Origin of the sequence: Azospirillum agricola, from assembly GCF_017876095.1 — a bacterium.
Lineage (GTDB): Bacteria > Pseudomonadota > Alphaproteobacteria > Azospirillales > Azospirillaceae > Azospirillum > Azospirillum agricola.
This window is the reverse complement of sequence record NZ_JAGINM010000023.1, coordinates 31,748-49,471: the sequence shown is the minus strand read 5'-3', so window position 1 is coordinate 49,471 and position 17,724 is coordinate 31,748. Positions and strand designations below refer to the sequence as shown.

General features: G+C 71.3%; 13 protein-coding genes. 10 read left to right on the top strand and 3 right to left on the bottom strand.

The genetic code is table 11. From position 1 onward, the window contains the following. Positions 1-9 precede the first annotated feature (9 nt). The 6 genes from J2847_RS27040 (at position 10) to pseG (ending at position 10,756) form a co-directional block, all read left to right on the top strand. Positions 10-2,043, top strand: a complete 2,034-nt coding sequence (locus J2847_RS27040; RefSeq protein WP_233474815.1) for a tetratricopeptide repeat protein — start codon at positions 10-12, stop codon at positions 2,041-2,043. Continuing rightward, the gene (locus J2847_RS27030; RefSeq protein WP_325169496.1) at positions 2,040-6,797 is read left to right on the top strand and encodes a tetratricopeptide repeat protein; all 4,758 of its coding nucleotides are present in this window, start codon (positions 2,040-2,042) and stop codon (positions 6,795-6,797) included. Before J2847_RS27040 ends, J2847_RS27030 begins: the two co-directional genes overlap by 4 nt. A 56-nt stretch (positions 6,798-6,853) precedes the next feature. Beyond that, positions 6,854-7,555, top strand: a complete 702-nt coding sequence (locus J2847_RS27025) for a hypothetical protein (RefSeq protein WP_085553936.1) — start codon at positions 6,854-6,856, stop codon at positions 7,553-7,555. A gap of 217 nt (positions 7,556-7,772) precedes the next feature. Then, entirely contained in the window at positions 7,773-8,498 is a 726-nt protein-coding gene (locus J2847_RS27020; RefSeq protein ID WP_085553937.1) for a nucleotidyltransferase family protein, read from the top strand. A gap of 83 nt (positions 8,499-8,581) precedes the next feature. Beyond that, on the top strand, positions 8,582-9,508 hold the full coding sequence (locus J2847_RS27015) for a GHMP family kinase ATP-binding protein (protein ID WP_325169495.1): 927 nt from the start codon (positions 8,582-8,584) through the stop codon (positions 9,506-9,508). A gap of 186 nt (positions 9,509-9,694) precedes the next feature. Continuing rightward, a complete protein-coding gene (pseG, locus tag J2847_RS27010) occupies positions 9,695-10,756 on the top strand; it encodes a UDP-2,4-diacetamido-2,4,6-trideoxy-beta-L-altropyranose hydrolase (protein ID WP_209781873.1) in 1,062 nt (353 codons plus the stop codon). 4 nt (positions 10,757-10,760) lie between these two features. Here the strand turns inward: pseG and J2847_RS27005 are convergent, their stop codons facing one another. Next, on the bottom strand, positions 10,761-11,270 hold the full coding sequence (locus J2847_RS27005) for an RT0821/Lpp0805 family surface protein (protein ID WP_085553940.1): 510 nt from the start codon (positions 11,268-11,270) through the stop codon (positions 10,761-10,763). 172 nt (positions 11,271-11,442) lie between these two features. Here J2847_RS27005 and J2847_RS27000 point away from each other — a divergent pair, with 172 nt between their 5' ends. Genes J2847_RS27000 through J2847_RS26990 form a run of 3 tightly spaced genes read left to right on the top strand, consistent with a single transcriptional unit; the run spans position 11,443 to position 14,568 of the window. Beyond that, positions 11,443-13,071, top strand: a complete 1,629-nt coding sequence (locus J2847_RS27000) for an acyl-CoA synthetase (protein ID WP_209781872.1) — start codon at positions 11,443-11,445, stop codon at positions 13,069-13,071. Continuing rightward, entirely contained in the window at positions 13,068-13,805 is a 738-nt protein-coding gene (locus J2847_RS26995) for a sulfite exporter TauE/SafE family protein (RefSeq protein WP_209781871.1), read from the top strand. The genes J2847_RS27000 and J2847_RS26995 overlap by 4 nt, the downstream gene beginning before the upstream one ends. 58 nt (positions 13,806-13,863) lie before the next feature. Further along, positions 13,864-14,568: an ABC transporter ATP-binding protein gene (locus J2847_RS26990; protein WP_085553943.1), complete on the top strand. Its 705-nt coding sequence runs from the start codon at positions 13,864-13,866 to the stop codon at positions 14,566-14,568. Positions 14,569-14,625: 57 nt separating this feature from the next. On the opposite strand, the gene J2847_RS26985 is transcribed toward J2847_RS26990, so the two are convergent. Together J2847_RS26985 and J2847_RS26980 are read right to left on the bottom strand one after the other, a co-directional pair. Beyond that, a complete protein-coding gene (locus tag J2847_RS26985; protein WP_209781870.1) occupies positions 14,626-15,027 on the bottom strand; it encodes a carboxymuconolactone decarboxylase family protein in 402 nt (133 codons plus the stop codon). Between the two features lie 165 nt (positions 15,028-15,192). Further along, complete coding sequence (locus J2847_RS26980; RefSeq protein ID WP_209781869.1) at positions 15,193-16,515, bottom strand: tetratricopeptide repeat protein; 1,323 nt, start codon at positions 16,513-16,515, stop codon at positions 15,193-15,195. A gap of 224 nt (positions 16,516-16,739) precedes the next feature. On the opposite strand from J2847_RS26980, the gene J2847_RS26975 reads away from it, so the two are divergent. Then, positions 16,740-17,660: a L,D-transpeptidase gene (locus tag J2847_RS26975; RefSeq protein ID WP_325169494.1), complete on the top strand. Its 921-nt coding sequence runs from the start codon at positions 16,740-16,742 to the stop codon at positions 17,658-17,660. The last annotated feature ends 64 nt before the right edge of the window (positions 17,661-17,724 follow it).

Here is a 17,724-nt window from a genome sequence, read left to right as displayed (position 1 = left end):
CGGGGCGGCATGATGAACCGGAACCAGCGCAGGACCGCCGGTGCCACCAGCGCGAAGGGCAACGCCGCCGCCGCGACGGCGGCGGCCAACCTTCTGGCGCAGGCGGTCCCCCTGCATCAGGCTGGGCGGCTGGCCGAGGCCGAGGCGCTCTACCGGCAGGCGCTGGCCGCCCAGCCGCGCCACCCCGACGCGCTGCATCTGCTTGGCATGATCGCCTGCCAGACCGGGCGCTTCGCCGACGCCGCCGCGTTGATCGGGCAGGCGGTCGGCGCCAACCGCAACGTTCCCGACTACCACGCCAATCTGGCCTTCGCCCTCCAGGCGCTCGGGCGCTCGGCGGAGGCGGAAGCGGCGGCCCGTGCCGCGCTGCGCCTGCGCGCCGCCTTTCCGGAGGCCGCGAACACGCTGGGCAACGCCTTGAACGCCCAGGGAAGGTTCGCCGAGGCCGCCGCCGCCTACCGCGACGCCCTGCGCGCCCGTCCCGATTACGCGGAGGCCAAGGGCAATCTCGGCGCCGTCCTGCGCACCCTGGAACGCTCGGGCGAGGCCGAACCGCTGCTGCGCCAGGCGCTGGCCGGCAACCCGCATCTGGTCGAGGCGCGCGCGGCGCTCGGCCTCGCCCTGCTCGACCTGGACCGGGTGGAGGAGGGGGTGACGACGCTGAAGATGGTGGTGGCCCAGCGCCCCGACCACGCGGGCGCCTGGCTGGCGCTGGCCGGGGTGGTCCAGCGCCGGGGCGACGACGCGCGGCTGATCTACGCCCGCTATTGCGCGGTGGAACCGGCGGACGCCGAGGCGTGGAACGGTTACGGCCTCGGCTTGCAGAAGGCCGACCGCATCGACGCCGCCGCCGCCGCCTACGCCCGCGCGGTGCGGCTCGCCCCGCTGATGACCGAGGCGCTGACCAACCTCGGCAACGCGCGCCGCCTGCAAGGGCGCGGCGCCGAGGCGGCGGCCTTGCAGCGCCGGGCGCTCGATCTGCGGCCCGACTACGCGGCGGCCCACGCCAACCTCGGGCAGGCGTTGCAGGATCTGGGCGACGACCGGGGCGCCGAGGCCAGCTTCACCCGGGCGCTGGAGTTCGATCCCAGGGAATCGGTCGCGCGCTTCAACCGCGCCATCCTGCGGCTGCGCCGGGGGCGGCTGGCGGAGGGCTGGGCCGACTACGCCGACCGCTTCGCCTCCGGCCGGTTGGGCCGCCCCCGCAGTCTGCCGATTCCGGAGTGGAACGGCGAGGATCTGTCGGGTCGCCGGATCCTGCTGTGGGCGGAGCAGGGTTTGGGCGACGAGTTGATGTTCGGTTCCGTCCTGCCCGACGTGATCGCGCGGGCCGGATCGGTGATCGTGGAGTGTGACGCCCGCCTCGTTCCGCTGTTCCAGCGCTCCTTTCCGACCGCCACGGTGCGCCCGCCGACGGAGGGGCCGCGTGACGCCGACTGCCACGCGCCCTTCGGGTCGCTGCCGCGCCGGTTGCGCGGCCGGCTGGCCGACTTCCCGGTCCGGTCCGGCTGGCTGCGCCCGGATCCGGTGCGGGCGGACCTGTGGCGCGAGCGGCTGACGGCGCTCGGCCCCGGCCTGACCGTCGGCATCGCCTGGACCAGCCGGCGGATCACCACGGAGCGGCGGTCCGCCTACACCACGCTCGACCAATGGGAGCCCATTCTCCGCCTGCCCAACATTCATGTGATCAGCCTGCAATATGACGGGCGCGGCGAGGAGATCGCCGCCGCCGAGGAACGCTTCGGCCTGCGCATCCATCGCTGGGACGATCTCGATCAAATGGTCGATCTCGAGGCCACCGCGGCCCTGGTCGCCAGCCTGGATCTGGCGGTCACCGTGGCCTCCTCGTCGGGCGAACTGGCTGGCGCGCTCGGGGTTCCGGTCTGGCGGCTCGGCTGGCCGGACTGGACCCATCTGGGTGCCCCGACCCGGCCCTGGTTTCCCAGCATGCGCTGCGTCCATCCTCGCACCGGGGAGTCGTTGGGCGATGCTCTTATTCAGGTTTCTCAAATGATTATGGGATTATCCGGAGATTCCAGGTGAGCGTTCAGGGTCAATTCGCCGACGCTCTGCGCCACCATCAGGAGGGAAATCTCGCTGAGGCCGAACCGCTGTACCGGATGGTCCTTGACGCCGAGCCGGCGCACGCCGACGCGCTTCATCTGCTTGGCGTCCTCAAGCATCAGATTGGAGAAAGCCAGGAAGCTGTTGAATTGATTGAAAAGGCGTTGGCGATCGACGACACGCCCGCCGATTTCCACGGCAATCTGGGACTTGCGTTGCAGGCGCTGGGACGAGTGGAGGATGCCGTCGCCGCCCAGGAACGCGCCATCGCCCGCAACCCCGATCACGCCGGTGCCCATTTCAACCTTGCGCTGGCGCTGGTCGCCGATGGAAAGCGCGAGCGGGCGGCGGTCCATTACGCCGAAGCGGCGCGCCTGTCCCCCAGCCTCGCGGATGCCCATCTCAATCTCGGCGCCATCCTTCAGGACCTCGGGCGGGCGGACGAGGCCCTCGTCGCCCATGAGCGCGCGGCGGCCCTGCTGCCCGGCGACCCGCGTCCTTGGATGAACCGCGCCATCAGCCTGCGGCAGTTGGGGCGTCTGGACGAGGCCGCCGCAGCAGCCCGGCAGGCCGCGGCGTTCGGGGGCCGGGAGGATGGCGACGCGGCGGCCCTCGCCATGCTCGCCGCGAATCTGCACGCGCAGGGACGCCTGCACGAGGCGGCGGCGCATTATGGCGAATCCTTGCGGATCGATCAGGGAAATCCGATTGTTCTCAATAATTTTGGGATTCTTCTTCAGGAATTGAACGAACCTGATCGGGCCGCCGTCTGCTTCGAGGCGGCCTTTGCCCTGAAGCCCGATTTCGCGGAGCCCCGCGACAATCTCGGCACGTTGCGCGCCAAGCAGGGGCGTTTGGCCGAGGCCGAGGCGCTGCATTGCGCGGCGCTTCGCCACAAGCCGGATCTGGCCGGCGCCTGGAACAATCTGGGCAACGCCCGCAAGGCGCTGGGGCGGAGGCCGGCCGCGTTTCCGGCATGGCGCGCCGCCATCGCCCTGGAGCCCGGACGGGCCGAGTTCCAGTCCAACCTCGGCAACGGCCTGCGGGAGGACGAGCGTTTCGCGGAAGCGGACCTCTGCCACCGCCGTGCCGTCCGACTGGCCCCCGGCGAGGCGGTTCCCAACAACAACCATGGGCACGCCTTGCAGGGCCGGCTTCTCTTCGCCGAGGCCGCAGGCTGGTTTCGCCGCGCCCTGGCGCTCGACCCGGCCTACGCCGAGGCATGGAGCAACCTCGGTCTGGCGCGGCAGCGGCTGGGCGACGCCCTGGCGGAGCGTTGCTACGACCGTTCCTTGCGGTTGCGTCCGGACCTGCCGCTGGCCCATTTCAACAAGGGGCTGCTGCGCCTGGAGGCTGGCGACCTGACGGCCGGCTGGCCGGGCTATGCGTGGCGTTTCGCGGCGGGGCAGGTCGGGGCCGGCCGCCAGCCGCGCGCGCCGGCGTGGCGCGGCGAGGATCTGGCCGGGCGCCGCCTGCTGGTCTGGGGCGAGCAGGGGGTCGGCGACAGCATCCTGTTTTCCGCCCTCGTCCCGGAGATCGCCGTGCGCACCCGGTCCGCCATCCTGGAGGTCGACCACCGGCTGGTGCCGCTGTTCGCGCGTTCCTTCCCCGGATTGACCGTGCGGGCCGAAGCCATCGATGCGCAGGGCCGCGAGACGATGGCGGTTCCCGATTATGACCGCCACGTCCCGATGGGATCGCTGCCGCGCGTGCTGCGCGGGAAGCTGTCGTCCTTTCCCGCCGGCGCCTCCTGGCTGGTTCCCGATCCGGCGCGGGTCGCCGGATGGCGGGACCGGCTGGCTGGGCTGGGCTCCGGGCTGATGGTCGGGATCGGCTGGCGCAGCCAGCTTCTGACGATGGAGCGGAGCGCCGCCTATGTCGGGCTGGAGTGGTGGGGGGCGCTGTTCGCCGTGCCGGGCGTCACCTGGGTGGTTCTGCAATATGGCGACTGCGAAGCCGAGATCGCCGAGGCGGAGCGACGCTTCGGCATCCGCCTGCACCGCTGGGACGATCTGGACCGCAAGGATGATTTCGACGGCGTGGCGGCGCTGATCGCCGCGCTCGACCTCGTGATCTCGCCGGCGATGTCGGTGGGGGAACTGGCGGGCGCGCTGGGCACGCCGGTCTGGCGCTTCGGCCATCGGGACTGGACGCAGCTCGGCAGCGGCGTCCGCCCCTGGTTCCCGTCGATGCGGCTGTTCCAGCCCCGTTCGGGAGAGGCGTTGGCCGGGACGCTCGTCCGCATGGCGGCGCACCTGCGCGACTTGGCCCCGCCGACGCGGGACGCCCCTCCGCCCCCGGCCCTTCCGCCCGATCCGCAAGTCCCGGCCGTCGGTCTCGGCGACGGCTTGCGGCTGCATCAGGCGGGGCGGCTCGACGAGGCGGAAGCGGTCTATCGGGCCATCCTCGCGGCCGATGCGGAGCATCCCGACGCCCTCCATCTGCTGGGTGTCGCCGCCCATCAGCGGAACCGCAACGAGGAGGCGACGGCGCTGATCGCCCGCGCCATCGCCCGGCGCGGCGACGTTGCCGAGTATCACGGCAATCTCGGGTCCGTTCTCCAGGCTCTGGGGCGGTTGCCGCAGGCGGTGGGCTGCTATGAAACGGCGCTGCGGCTGCGCCCGGCCTATCCCGATGCGCTGAACAATCTGGGAAGCGCCCTCCAGGCGCTCGGCCGCCTGCCCGAGGCCGAGGCGCGCTACCGCGCCGCGCTGGCCCAGCGGCCCGGCTTCGTCCAGGCGCTCGCCAACCTCGGGACCGCGCTGCACGCCATGGGGCGGCGGACGGAAGCGCTTGCCTGCCTCGCCGATGCGGTTGAGCGCGATCCGGCGGCGCTCGACGCGCGGCTCGGGCTGGGAGCGCTGCTGAACGATCTCGGACGCGCCGCCGAGGCGGAGATTCAGTATCGCGCGGCGTTGGCCCTGGACGACGCCGATTCCGACGCCCATGCCGGGCTGGGGGCTGCCCTGTTCAAGCGCGGACGCCACGCCGAGGCCGCCGGCAGCCTGGAGCGTGCCGTCGGCCTCGGCAACCGTCGCGGCGTCACACTGGATTTGCTGGGCGCGGCGCATCGCCTGCTGGGCGATCCGGCGGCGGCCGAGCGCTGGCACCGGGCGGCGGTGGCGGCGGAGCCGCTGCGGGCGGCCGCAAGGACCAACCTCGCTCTGGCCGTGGGCGCGCAGGGGCGCCTGGGCGAGGCCGCCGTCGGGCACCGCCAGGCACTGGCCGTCTCGCCCGCCTTTCCCGAGGTGCTCAACAACCTCGGGGTGGCGTTGCAGGGGCTGGGAGCGGGGGAGCCGGCGGTTGCCTGCCACCGCCGGGCGGTGCGGCTGGCTCCGGCCTCGGCGGAAAGCTGGGGCAATCTGGCGGCGGCGCTGCTGACCCTGAAGCGCCATGGCGAGGCGCTGGTGTCCGCCGTCCGCGCGGTGGCGCTGGCTCCGGCCCTGACCGGCGCGCTGACCACCGGCGGCGCCGCGCGGAAAGGCATGGAGCGTTTCGCCGACGCCGCCCGCGACCATCGGCGGGCCTTGCGGGTGACGCCGGGCCACGCCAAGGCCTGGTCGAATCTCGGGACCGCGCTCGCCGGCCTCTCGCGCTGGGAGGAGGCGTTGACGGCGCACCGCCGCGCGCTGGCGCTGGCCCCGGCGCTCGCCGACGCGCATCTCAACCTCGGTCATGCGGAGCAGGTGCTCGGCCGGAGCGGCGCGGCGCGGCGGCACGCCGAGCGGACGATCCGGCTGGCGCCGGGCCGGGCCGACGCGCGGATGAACCGGGCCTTGCTGCGTCTGTCGGCGGGCGACCTGGACGGCGGCTGGCGGGACTACGCCGCCCGTTTCCCGGCGGGCGAGTCACGGGGGCGGCGCTTCGCGATGCCGGAATGGCTGGGCGAGGATCCGTCGGGCCTGAGCATTCTGGTGTGGGGGGAGCAGGGGCTGGGCGACGAGATCATGTTCGGCACCGCCTTGCCCGATCTGGTCCGCCGGGCCGGCCGGCTGGTCGTCGAGTGCGACGCCCGTCTCGTGCGCCTGTTCGCCCGCGCCCTTCCGGGCGCCGAGGTGCGCGCGCCGACCGGCGATCCACGGGACTGCGACCGTCACGCCGCGATGGGGAGCGTCGCGGCGATCCTGCGTCGGCGGTTGGGGGATTTTCCCACCCATCCCGGCTTCCTCGTTCCCGACCCGCTGGAAGCGGCGCGCTGGCGCGACCGGCTGGCGGCGCTCGGTTCCGGCCTGACGGTCGGCGTCTGCTGGCGCAGCAGCCGGATCACGGCGGAACGGGCCGGCGCCTACAGCCGGCTCGACCAGTGGGGACCGCTGTTCGCGGTGCCCGGCCTGCGCTTCGTCAATCTGCAATACGACGAATGCGCCGCCGAACTGGCGGACGCCCGGCGGCGGTTCGGCGTCGCCATCGCGACCTGGCCGGACCTGGATTTGCGCAACGACCTGGACGCGGTGGCGGCGCTGATGGCCGGGCTCGACCTCGTGATCACGGCCCCGACCTCGGTGGGTGAACTGGCGGCGGCGGTCGGCATCCCGGTGTGGCGCCTGGGCGGAGGGAACGACTGGTCGGCGCTGGGGGCCGGCGTGCGTCCCTGGTTTCCGGCCATGGCCGTGCTGGGGCGCGACGGGCGCGGCCACGCCGACACGATCGCCGGCGCGGCCCGGCGCCTACGGGGGATGGGGGTGTCTCCTGCGCCAAAAAGCGGCGAAGGGCAAAAATTAATTGTCGGTTAACCGGGTGGCCGGTACCGTGATCGTGGTGAAGGCTTGGTCGCGAGGGAGGGAAGGCCATGTCGGGCAGCGTGTCTGGCGTCAAGCAAATGGTCTCGGACCTCAACAAGTCCCTCAACGCGGCCATCGCCGCGGCGCAGGAGGCCGCGGCCCCGGCGGCGGCGACGGGCGACGTGAAGAGCTACGAGAAGACCGTCCGGAAATCCTCCTCCGACAGCCGCATGTTTGCGACGGACATCGGGGTGCTGTCGAAGAACGTCTCCCGGCTGAACGTGGTCGGCACGCTGGCCCCCAACGACAACGTCGACTTCTACAAGTTCCGCGTCACCACCAAGGGTGAGGCGACGATCGGGCAGGTCGGCGATCCGGGCATGCAGATCCAGGTCATGAGCAAGACCGGGCAGGTGGTCGCCGACAGCAACGAGAAGGCGGGCAAAGCCTACGATTCCTTCCGCAGCCTGCAACGCGGCGAGCTGACCCTCGACCGGGGCGACTACACCGTGCGGGTCAGCCGGGCCAAGGGCGAGTCGGCCAGGGAGCAGAAGAACTACGCGCTCCAGTTCACCATGGGCTCCAGCTATTCCCAGGATTACGACACCATCGCCAAGGAGCCGAGGAAGGGCGACAGCCCGTTCCAGCTCTCCGACAACCAGCAGAAGATGCTGGACGGGTTGAATCAGGCGATCAGCAACATGAACTCCATTCCCAGCGGCCAGACCGGCACGCAGAAGCTCATGGGAAGCTTCAACCTGTTCGTCTGAGCGGCCGTTCGGCGACGCCGCGCTTTCCAAACACCATGAAATCCTTATTAATGGGCGCCGCTCCCAACCTGGGGCGGTTGTCCGCAGTGCGGCCGGGGACGAGCGGCCAGCCTTGCGGCGCGGAGACGGGGCGGCGCATTCCTGCGGTGACCCGGAACACGCTTCGTCGTAAGCTGCTGCGTGATGACGAGATGGGCTTGCAGGAAAGGGCGGTCGGTTGAGGTCTGAGGACGCTCTTGCCAACATTGACGTTGCGGTGCTGGCCGGTGGGCTCGGCACGCGCATCCGGGGAGTTCTGGGCGACACCCCCAAGGTTCTCGCACCCGTGGCGGGTCGGGCCTTCCTGGGGCATCTGCTCGACTATCTCTCCACCCACGGTTCGCGCCGGGTGGTGCTGTGCCTGGGGCATCTGGCCGACCGGGTGACCGCTTGGCTGGCGCGCGGTGATTCGGCCGGTGCGATGGACGTCGTCTGCCAGATCGAGCCGAAGCCGCTGGGGACCGCCGGGGCGCTCGGCTATGTCCGCAAGGAGTTGCGGTCGAACACCATTCTGGTGATGAACGGCGATACCTTCCTCGACGCCGACCTGCGCGCGTTCGTCGCCGCCCACCGGCTGTCCGGGGCGGAGGCGTCGGTGCTCTGCGTCGCCGTCGACGACGCCTCCCGCTACGGCCGGGTCGAGATCGGGGCCGACAGCCGGATCCGCCGCTTCATCGAGAAGGCGCCGGGAAGCGGCACCATCAACGCCGGGGTCTATCTGTTCTCCGCCGCCTTCCTCGACCGGGTGATCGCCCAGGGAGCGGTGTCGCTGGAGCGCGACGTGCTGGAGAAGGCGCCCCCGGGCAGCCTGAACGCCCATGTCGCCAAGGCGCGCTTCATCGACATAGGCACGCCGGAAAGCCTTGCGGCGGCCGGCGGGGTGATCGGCGTGAGAGACGCGTGATCATCAGCCGCACCCCTTTCCGTGTCTCGTTGTTCGGAGGGGGCACCGACCTTCCGCAATGGTACCGTCGCAACGGGGGCTCCGTGATCGGCGGGGCGGTCGACAAATACTGCTACATCAGCCTCCGCACCCTGCCGCCCTTCTTCGAGCACAAGCACCGCATCGTCTATTCGAACATCGAGCTGGTGCGGCGGACGTCGGAGATCCGGCACCCCTCGGTCCGCGCCTGCCTTGCGGAGATGGGAATCGAAGCCGGGCTGGAAATCCATCACGATGGCGATCTGCCGGCGCGGTCGGGGCTGGGGTCGAGTTCCTCCTTCACGGTCGGACTGCTGAACGCGCTCCACGCCTATCGCGGCCACATGGCGAGCCGTCGGGAACTGGCCGAGGAGGCCATCCGCATCGAGCAGGAGGTGATCGGCGAGAATGTCGGGTCGCAGGACCAGGTGTGGGCCGCCTTCGGCGGGCTGAACCGCATCGATTTCCAGACCGATGGCGGCATCGACGTCACCCCGCTGATCATCGGCCGGGAGCGGCGCGACACGCTGCAAAATCATTTCGTCCTGTATTTCACCGGTCTGTCGCGCTTCGCCTCCGACATCGAAGGCGACAAGATCGCCAACATCGCCCGGCGCGAGGACCAGTTGCATGGCTTGCGCGCCCTGGTGGACGAGGCCGCCGCGATCCTTGGCGATCCGCGTCGCGATCTGGCCGAACTGGGCCGGCTTCTGCACGATGGCTGGATGCTGAAGCGCGAATTGGCGTCCAACGTCTCGACCGCCTTCATCGACTCGCTCTATCAGGCGGCGCTCGATGCCGGTGCGCTCGGAGGCAAGCTGCTGGGGGCGGGGGGCGGCGGCTTCCTGCTGCTGTTCATCCCGCCGGAGCGTCAGCCGGCGGTGCGCGAACGGTTGAAGGATCTGACCGCCGTGACCTTCCGTTTCGATTCCGGCGGCAGCAAGATCGTCGTCTACGAGCCGGACGATTTCGAGCGCCGCCGCCGCGCCTGACCGCACCGCCGGGGGCGGCATCCGGGTGGACGGGTGCCGGGTGGACGGGTGCCGGGATGCACGGATGGGGGGCGCCGTCCGCGTTCCGGCGCGCCCGCCGGAAGCGGCCTGGACTCCCGATCCGGGGCGGGGCAAACTCGCCATCGGCTGCAATTCCGCGTCCTCTGTCTGACGATGACCCGCCCCATGGCCATCATCCTCGTTCGCGCCGACGCGTCGCCCGCCATCGGAACAGGGCATGTGATGCGCTGCCTCGCGGTGGCCGAGGCGTTGCGCGAGGACGGTCATGAGGTGGTGTTCGCGGCGGCGGAATCGACCCCGGCCATCGACCGGCGGCTGGCGGCCGAAGGATTCCGCCAAATCGCCATCGCCGGACCGGTCGGCGAGGCGGCGGACCTTGCGGCGACCCGCGCCGCCCTGCGGCGGGAGCATGCGTCGGCGGTGATGCTCGACGGCTACCGTTTCGGCGACGCCTACCGCGCCGGCTTGCGGGCGGCGGGTGCGCGGGTGCTGGCCTGGGACGATCTGGGGGACGGAAGCGCGCTGCACGCCGATCTGGTGGTCAACGCCGCGCCGCAGGCGCACCGGCTGCCCTACGACCGGATGGCGCCGGGGGCGCTGCTGCTGCTCGGTCCGGCCTACGCGCCGCTGCGGCGGGAAATCCGGCAGGCGGCGCGTGCCGGCCGGCGCCCGATCGCGGGGCGCCCGGTCCTGTTGCTGACCTTCGGTGGTTCCGATCCGTTGGGGCTGACCGGCCCGCTGCTGGAGGCGCTGGCCGTCCGTCGGCCGTCCGGCTGCCGGCTGGTTGCCGTGGTCGGCGGCAGCAACCCGCGAGCCGCCGAGGTGTCGGCGTTGGGGGCCCGGCTCGGGCCGGGGGTGTCGGTCGCGGTCGATTGCCCGCGCATGGGGACGCTCATGGCCGAAGCGGGGCTGGCGGTGTCGGCCGGCGGCGGGACGATGGGGGAACTGGCCGCGCTGGCGGTGCCGACGCTGCTGGTGGTGACCGCCGACAACCAGGCGCCGGCCAGCGCCGAGGCGGCAACGCTCGGCTGGTGCGACGCGGTGGATGCCCGGAGGGGCGACGCGGTTCCGGCCATCGTCGAGGCGGCGCTGGCCTTGTGGGCGGATCCGGCGCGGCGCGGCGCGATGGCGGAGGCCGCCGCGGCGCTGCCGCTGGATGGTGAAGGCGCCTGCCGGATCGCCCGCGCCTTCACCGCCACCCGTCTCGCGCCGTCCGTCGTGACGTGACCGGTCAGCTCACCATCCGCCACGTCCCGTCGCGCTGCTGGCAGGCGGTGCCGAAGCCCTGCTGGGTGCGGCCCTGGACGACGATGGTCGTCTGGTATTCGCGGCACAGCTCGCCCGACGCGCCGGTGCCGTCGCGCACCGGGGTGTAGCTGCCGTAGTTGCCGCTCTGCGGGTTGTTCCAGCGGATGGTGCTGCCGGTCGGCGCCGCGTAGGCGTTGTTGGCTGCCTGAAGCGCGTAGGTCTGGTCGGCGCGGTCGAGCGAGGCGCCCGCCATGTTGCCGAGCGCCGCGCCCAGCAGCGTGCCGACGCCGACCGCGACCAGCTTGCCGCTCCCGCCGCCGAAGCGCGACCCGGCGAGACCGCCGGCCACACCGCCCAGCACGGTGCCGGCGGTCTGCTTGTTGGCGGCGATGCCGCCGTAGGAATCGCCGTAGCCCGGCTGGGCGCAGCCGGCGAGCGGGGCCGCGAGCAGGCTGGCGGACAGGGCGACGGCGAGGAAGGGCTTGGCTTTCATGATCGGCTCTCGTCTGTCTTGAAAGGACGTCTTCGAACGGTCGGTTCCAGCACCATCAACATGGCAGACCCGCGAATTATTCCGTCCGCGTGACGGGCTCCCCCTCTGCCCCTATGATCGCCGGCAACGGAGCCCGTGAACGGGCCGGCGAAGATATGGGAGGAGAACCGCGATGCTGCCCCGGGCGGACCGCTATGAGACCATGCGCGACCAGTTCGTCTGGCGCGTGCCGGAGCGTTACAACATCGGCGTCGACGTCTGCGACAGGTGGGCGGAGCGGGAGCCGGACCGGCTCGCCCTGATCCACAAGCGCCGCGGCGGCGGGGTGGAGGAGTATCGCTTCGCCGACATCCGCGCCCTGTCCAACCGCTTCGCCAACGTGCTGGCCACCCATGGCGTGGCGCGCGGCGACCGGGTCGGCATCCTGCTGCCCCAGGCGCCCGAAACCGCCGTCTCGCACGTCGCCGTCTACAAGATGGGCGGCGTCGCCGTGCCGCTCTTCTCCCTGTTCGGGGTGGAGGCGCTGGAGTATCGCCTCGCCAACTGCGGCGCGCGGGCGGTCGTCACCGATGCCGTGGGCGCCGCCAAGCTGGCGCGGATCCGCGACCGGCTGCCGGAGTTGCGCGCCGTCTTCCGCATCGACGGCATCGAGGGCACGCCGGACTGCCTGGACTGGCACGCCCTGACCGACGCGGCGTCGGACGGCTTCACCCCGGTGGACACGGCGGCCGACGATCCGGCGGTCATCATCTACACCTCCGGCACCACCGGCCAGCCGAAGGGCGCGCTGCACGCGCACCGGGTGCTGCTCGGCCATCTGCCGGGCGTGGAAATGTCGCACGACCTGTTTCCGCAGCCGGACGACCGCATCTGGACCCCCGCCGACTGGGCGTGGATCGGCGGGTTGCTCGACGTGCTGCTGCCGGCCTGGCACCATGGCGTGACGGTGGTCTCGCACCGCTTCGAGAAGTTCGATCCGGAGGAGGCCTTCCGGCTGCTGGCCGAGTTCGGCGTCCGCAACGCCTTCCTGCCGCCGACCGCGCTGAAGATGATGCGCTCGGTCGCCGATCCGCAGACGCGCCATGCCTATTCCATGCGTTCGGTCGCCAGCGGCGGCGAGACGCTGGGGGCCGGGCTGCTCGACTGGGGGCGCCGGACCTTCGGCGTCACCATCAACGAGTTCTACGGCCAGACCGAATGCAACATGATCGTCTCGTCGGCGGCGACGCTGATGCCACCCAAGCCCGGCATCATGGGCCGCCCGGCCCCCGGCCATGACGTGGCGGTGATCGATTCCGCCGGCGACCGGCTGCCTCCCGGCGAGGTCGGGCTGATCGCCGTGCGCCGGCCCGACCCGGTGATGTTCCTCGGATACTGGAACAATCCGGACGCCACGGCGGCGAAGTTCATCGGGGACTGGCTCGTCACCGGCGACCAGGGGGAACTGGACGCGGACGGCTACATCCGTTTCGTCGGACGCGACGACGACGTCATCACCTCGGCCGGCTACCGCATCGGTCCCGGCGAGATCGAGGATTGCCTGATCGGCCATCCCGCCGTGCGCATGGCCGCCGTCGTCGGCGTGCCCGATCCCCTGCGCACCGAGATCGTCAAGGCCTTCATCGTGCTTCAGGAGGGGGTGACGGGCGACGACGCGCTGGTCGCCTCCATCCAGGAGCATGTGAAGACCCGGCTGGCCGCCCACGAGTACCCGCGCGCCATCGAGTTCCTCGACCAGCTTCCCATGACCACCACCGGCAAGATCATCCGCCGCGAACTGCGTGACCGTACCACATCATGATCGAACTTCTGCTGCTGCTCGCCGCCTTCCTCGCCGGGGCCATGAACGCCGTTGCCGGTGGGGGGAGCTTCCTCACCCTGCCGGCCCTGATCTACGCCGGGGTGCCGCCGGTCGCCGCCAACGCCACCGGCACCGTCGCCCTGCTGCCGGGCTACGCCAGCGGGGTCTACGGTTATCGCAACGATCTGGCGCCGGTCGGCGATCTCGGCCTGCCGGTGCTGGCGCTGGTCAGCCTCGTCGGCGGGCTGGCCGGGGCGGGGCTGCTGCTGGTCACGCCGGACGCGGTGTTCCGCGGCATCGTGCCCTGGCTGCTGCTGCTGGCGACCGGGCTGTTCGCCTTCGGCGGGCCGCTGGCCGCGCGGCTGCGTTCGGTCGGGCTGCACGGGCGCGGCGCCCTGCTGGCGACCCTGTTCGTCGTGTCGGTCTATGGCGGCTATTTCAACGGCGGGCTCGGCATCCTGCTGCTGGCGCAGCTCAGCCTGTTCGGCATGACCGACCTCAACGCGATGAACGGGCTGAAGAACCTGTTCTCCGCCGTGCTGACCGCCATCGCGGTGGTGGCCTACGCGGCGGGCGGCGCGGTGGACTGGCCCAAGGCGGCGCTGATGATCCTGGCGGCGGTGGCCGGCGGCTATGTCGGGGCGCGGGTCGGGCGGCGAATCCCGGCGGCGGTCCTGCGCGGCGGCATCATCGCCGTCGGGCTGGCGATGAGCCTGCTGTTTTTCTTGAAATGAAGGGCGGGGGCCGCGCTATAGAGTGCGCTGCCCCTCCACCGACCGCGTGCGTCCCGCCATGCTGACCGTTTCAAACCTCGACCTGTTCTACGGTGACGCCCAGGCGCTCGACGGCGTTTCGCTGGCGGTGGCGGAGGGGGCGACCACCGCCATCGTCGGCGCCAACGGGGCCGGCAAGACCTCGCTGATCCGCACCGTCGCCGGCATCCTGAAGCCGGCGCGCGGCAGCATCCGCTTCCGCGACCGTGAGATCGGCGGGATGCCCAGCCATCTGGTCTGCGACCTCGGCATCGGGCAGGTGGCGGAAGGGCGGCAGATCTTCCCGAGCTTGAGCATCCGCGAGAATCTGGAGATGGGCGCCGTCATCCCGCGCGCCCGCGCCGGCGCCCGGCAGACCTTCGAGCGGGTGCTGGACATGTTTCCCCGGCTGCGCGAGCGGCTCGACCAGGCGGCCGGCACGCTGTCCGGCGGCGAGCAGCAGATGCTCGCCATCGGCCGCTGCCTGATGGGCAAGCCGGACCTGATCATGTTCGACGAGCCGTCGCTCGGCCTGTCGCCCGCCCTGGTGCAGGAACTGTTCCGCATCATCCGCGCGCTGGCGGCGGACGGCATGACCATCATCCTGGTCGAGCAGAACGTCGCCGCCTCGCTGAGGATCGCGCAGCACGCCTATGTGCTGGAGAACGGCCGCGTCGCCCTGTCGGGGACCGGCGAGGCGCTGCTCGCCGATCCGGCGGTGAAGCAGGCCTATCTGGGGCTGTGAGGCGATCCGGGAAGAGGGAAAGCCGCCGGAGGGCGGCTTTCCTTTACCGGTAAATCATCACGCCGCCTGCTTGTGCTCCTGCCGCGAGCGCACGAAGTCGCAGGCCTGCTCGACCTCCCGCGTGAAGCTGTCGTAATCGACGGCGAGGCCGTTCAGGTAGGCGCTCCATCCCGCCGAGGATTTGGCGTAATGGACGGCCGCCTCGATCTCGGCGTCGCTGGCGCCGAACAGCTTGGCGATGGCGGTGTGGTAGAACACGCAGTAGCGGCATTTCGTGACCGCGGCGATGCCGAGGCCGATCAGCTCGCGGACCTTCACTGGCAACGGGCCGTCGTCCAGTTGGACAGCCCGGAACAGGCGCCATTCCGCCTCCACCGTGTTGTCCGGCAGTTCCTTGAAGAAGCTGGGGACCAGACCGAAAATCCCTTCGATCTCCTGATACACCTGCTGGCGATCCATGTGCCCCTCCCTGTGCGAACGGACAAGGGCACGACGCCCCCGCACCGTCTTGTCGGCGGTCGGGAGGCGTCGTGCCGTCATGTCGGAAGGGAGAGTGTGCGCCGGTTGCCGGTCGGGGGCTGGTGCGCAGAAGCACAGTGCCCCTTCTGAGGAGACCGGAAGCCGTCAGGCCCGCTGGGCTTCCAGCGCGTAGGCGAGAAGCCGCTCCACGGAGCGCGCCCGGTCGCCTTCCCCGCCCGCGCCGGCATCGCCCGAGGATAGGGACCGGCCGAAGGAGAAGGGGCGGAAGCGGTCCCGGATGTCGTCGGGCCAGCCGGCGGCGCTGTCCTCGGGACCGTGGCCGAGAATCAGGCGGGCCAGCGAGGGCGGCAGGCCGCCGGAGGTCGGCAGGCAGACGACCGGCCGGGTGCGCGCGAACAGGTCGGCGACGAGGTTCGATCCGCCGAAGGCGATGATCGCGTCGGGATCGAAGCGCTCGACCGCTCCGACGATGTCCCGCAGCTTGTCCTCGTCGAAATGCTTCTGCGGGAAGGAGAGCATGCGGATCCGCGTGCCGAAGGTGGCGATGGTCTGGTCGCCGTCATACCCCTCGTTGACGTCGTGGCTGTATTCGGGGACGAAGCCGTTCTCCCCGACGATCGCCATGGCGTTGGGGTTGACGATCACCACCTCGCAGCCATGCACGTCCTGGATGCGGCGGGCATAGTCGAAGGCATCCGCCGTCGGCTGGTGGTCATGACCCAGCATCTGGTTGGTGATGAGCGCGACCTTGCGGATCCTGTCGCGGGGCAGGGCGGGGCGCAGCTGTGCCGCCAACCCGTAGCGGCGCGTGGTTTCCTCCACCAGAAGCCGGTGGAAACGGCGGAACTCTCCAGTTTTGAAGCTGTCAATGTCGCCGGAGCGCGCCTCGCCCTGGAACAGGCCCATCGCTATGCCCCAATAGGCGTAATGGAGCGAGGGGACGGAGAAGCGCAGCGGATCGTCGAGCGCGGTCTGGACAAGATGGCGGTAATGCGCGATGTCGCCGTCCAGCAGGAACAGCAGGGAATAGCGGCGCATCACGTCGCCCATGCTGTAGTTGGCGTCGACCTCCTCCGCCGCCGCCTTGCGGGTGTCGTCGTCGTAACGGCGGATCAGGTTGGCCAGGGCGCCGACATTGCCCCAGCTCTCGCCCTCGTTGGTCAGCAGGGTCAGGGCGCGGGCGAAGCTCAGGGCCGCCTCGCGGGTGCGGCCGCAGGCGTGCAGGGCGTGGCCGAGATTGGCCTGGAACAGGGGGGAGCCGCCGTCACCCGCCACCGCCTGCCCGATCATCGCCACGGCATCCTCCGCCCGGCCGGCCTGGAGCGCGATCACACCCAGCAGATGCAGCGCGTCGGGATGGCCGGGCGAGGCCGCCAGCACGTCGCGGTACAGGCGTTCCGCCTCGTCGGTGCGGCCGGCGCGGTGATGCTCGGTCGCGACGGCCAACGTCTGTTCGATCATGTCCATGGTGGCGTTCCTGTTGCCGGGTCGGCGGACCCTGTGTGAACCCTGCCGGGTGTCGTTCGCGCGGGTGCGAGGTCGATCTTTATCCTGTTTTAGGGGATGTGCGGTCAACTTTCCGCATGCGCGGCTTTTCGACCCCACGTTGGGCATCCTTGAAAGCACTGTCGGCGGTGATCCTCCTGGTCGCCTCGGAGCCTGCCTGTGCCAGCGGTTCACGGGGGGATCCGGTGGGGACGCCCACGGCCCGAATCGTCATCAGCCTTGCCGACCGCCGGCTCAATCTGCTGGAGCCGGGGCGGGAGGCGCGCAGCTTTCCGGTCGCCATCGGGCGGCCGGGGGTGGCGATCCCGCTCGGCGACAGCGCCGTGATCCGCAAGCGCCGCAACCCGACCTGGCGGCCGACCGCCGCGCAACGCCGGGCCAAGCCGTCGCTGCCGTTGTCCGTTCCGCCGGGACCTGGCAATCCGCTGGGCAGGTTCGCCCTGGATCTCGGCTGGGCCGCCATCGCGATCCACGGCACCAACGAACCGGACTCGGTCGGGCGGAGGGCCAGCGCCGGCTGCTTCCGCATGCTGCCGGCCGACATCGAGGCGCTGTTCGACGCGGTGCCGGTCGGCACGCCGGTGCGGGTCCAGCGCGACTCGACCGGCATCCACCCCACGGTCGAGGCGGGTGCCGCGCCCACGGTGCGGCCAGCGGGCGTTTCCGCCACGGCGCCCGTGCGGGCAACGGCTTCCCCACCATCTCCGCTCCCGCCGCCCGTGCTCCCGCCATCCTCGACGGTGCCCGACCCGCCGCCCTCGCCGGTGCCGGACCCGCGCTGCCCGACGGCGACGGCCCCCTTGCGGCGCCTGATCTGCGACACGCCGGCCCTGTCGGTGCTCGACGGGCGGGCGCGGGGGCTCCAGGAGCGCTTTCTGGCGGGTCTGCCGGACCGCGCCGCCGCCGCCTACGCCCTCCTCCGGGACGAGCGGCGGTTCGATGACCGGATCACGGCGCTGTGCTGGATCCGCCTGGGAAGCGAGAGCGATCCGGCGGTCGCCGCCGCCGCGCGATCCTGTCTGGCCGGGGCGCTGAGCGGCCGTCTCGACGACGTGGCGAAGCGGATCGCCGAATTGCAGGGGGGCGGCCGCATGGCGGGTCGCTGAGCGGCGCGTTTCACCGACTCCCTCAGCAATCCGTTCGATCTTCTCTTGCCTGGACAGGGCTGGG

Coding starts and splice junctions, on each gene's coding strand:
- J2847_RS27040 (WP_233474815.1), top strand. CDS start 10: ATGATGAACCGGAACCAGCGCAGGACCGCCGGTGCCACCAGCGCGAAG.
- J2847_RS27025 (WP_085553936.1), top strand. CDS start 6,854: ATGTCGGGCAGCGTGTCTGGCGTCAAGCAAATGGTCTCGGACCTCAAC.
- pseG (WP_209781873.1), top strand. CDS start 9,695: ATGGCCATCATCCTCGTTCGCGCCGACGCGTCGCCCGCCATCGGAACA.
- J2847_RS27005 (WP_085553940.1), bottom strand. CDS start 11,270: ATGAAAGCCAAGCCCTTCCTCGCCGTCGCCCTGTCCGCCAGCCTGCTC.
- J2847_RS27000 (WP_209781872.1), top strand. CDS start 11,443: ATGCTGCCCCGGGCGGACCGCTATGAGACCATGCGCGACCAGTTCGTC.
- J2847_RS26995 (WP_209781871.1), top strand. CDS start 13,068: ATGATCGAACTTCTGCTGCTGCTCGCCGCCTTCCTCGCCGGGGCCATG.
- J2847_RS26990 (WP_085553943.1), top strand. CDS start 13,864: ATGCTGACCGTTTCAAACCTCGACCTGTTCTACGGTGACGCCCAGGCG.
- J2847_RS26985 (WP_209781870.1), bottom strand. CDS start 15,027: ATGGATCGCCAGCAGGTGTATCAGGAGATCGAAGGGATTTTCGGTCTG.
- J2847_RS26980 (WP_209781869.1), bottom strand. CDS start 16,515: ATGGACATGATCGAACAGACGTTGGCCGTCGCGACCGAGCATCACCGC.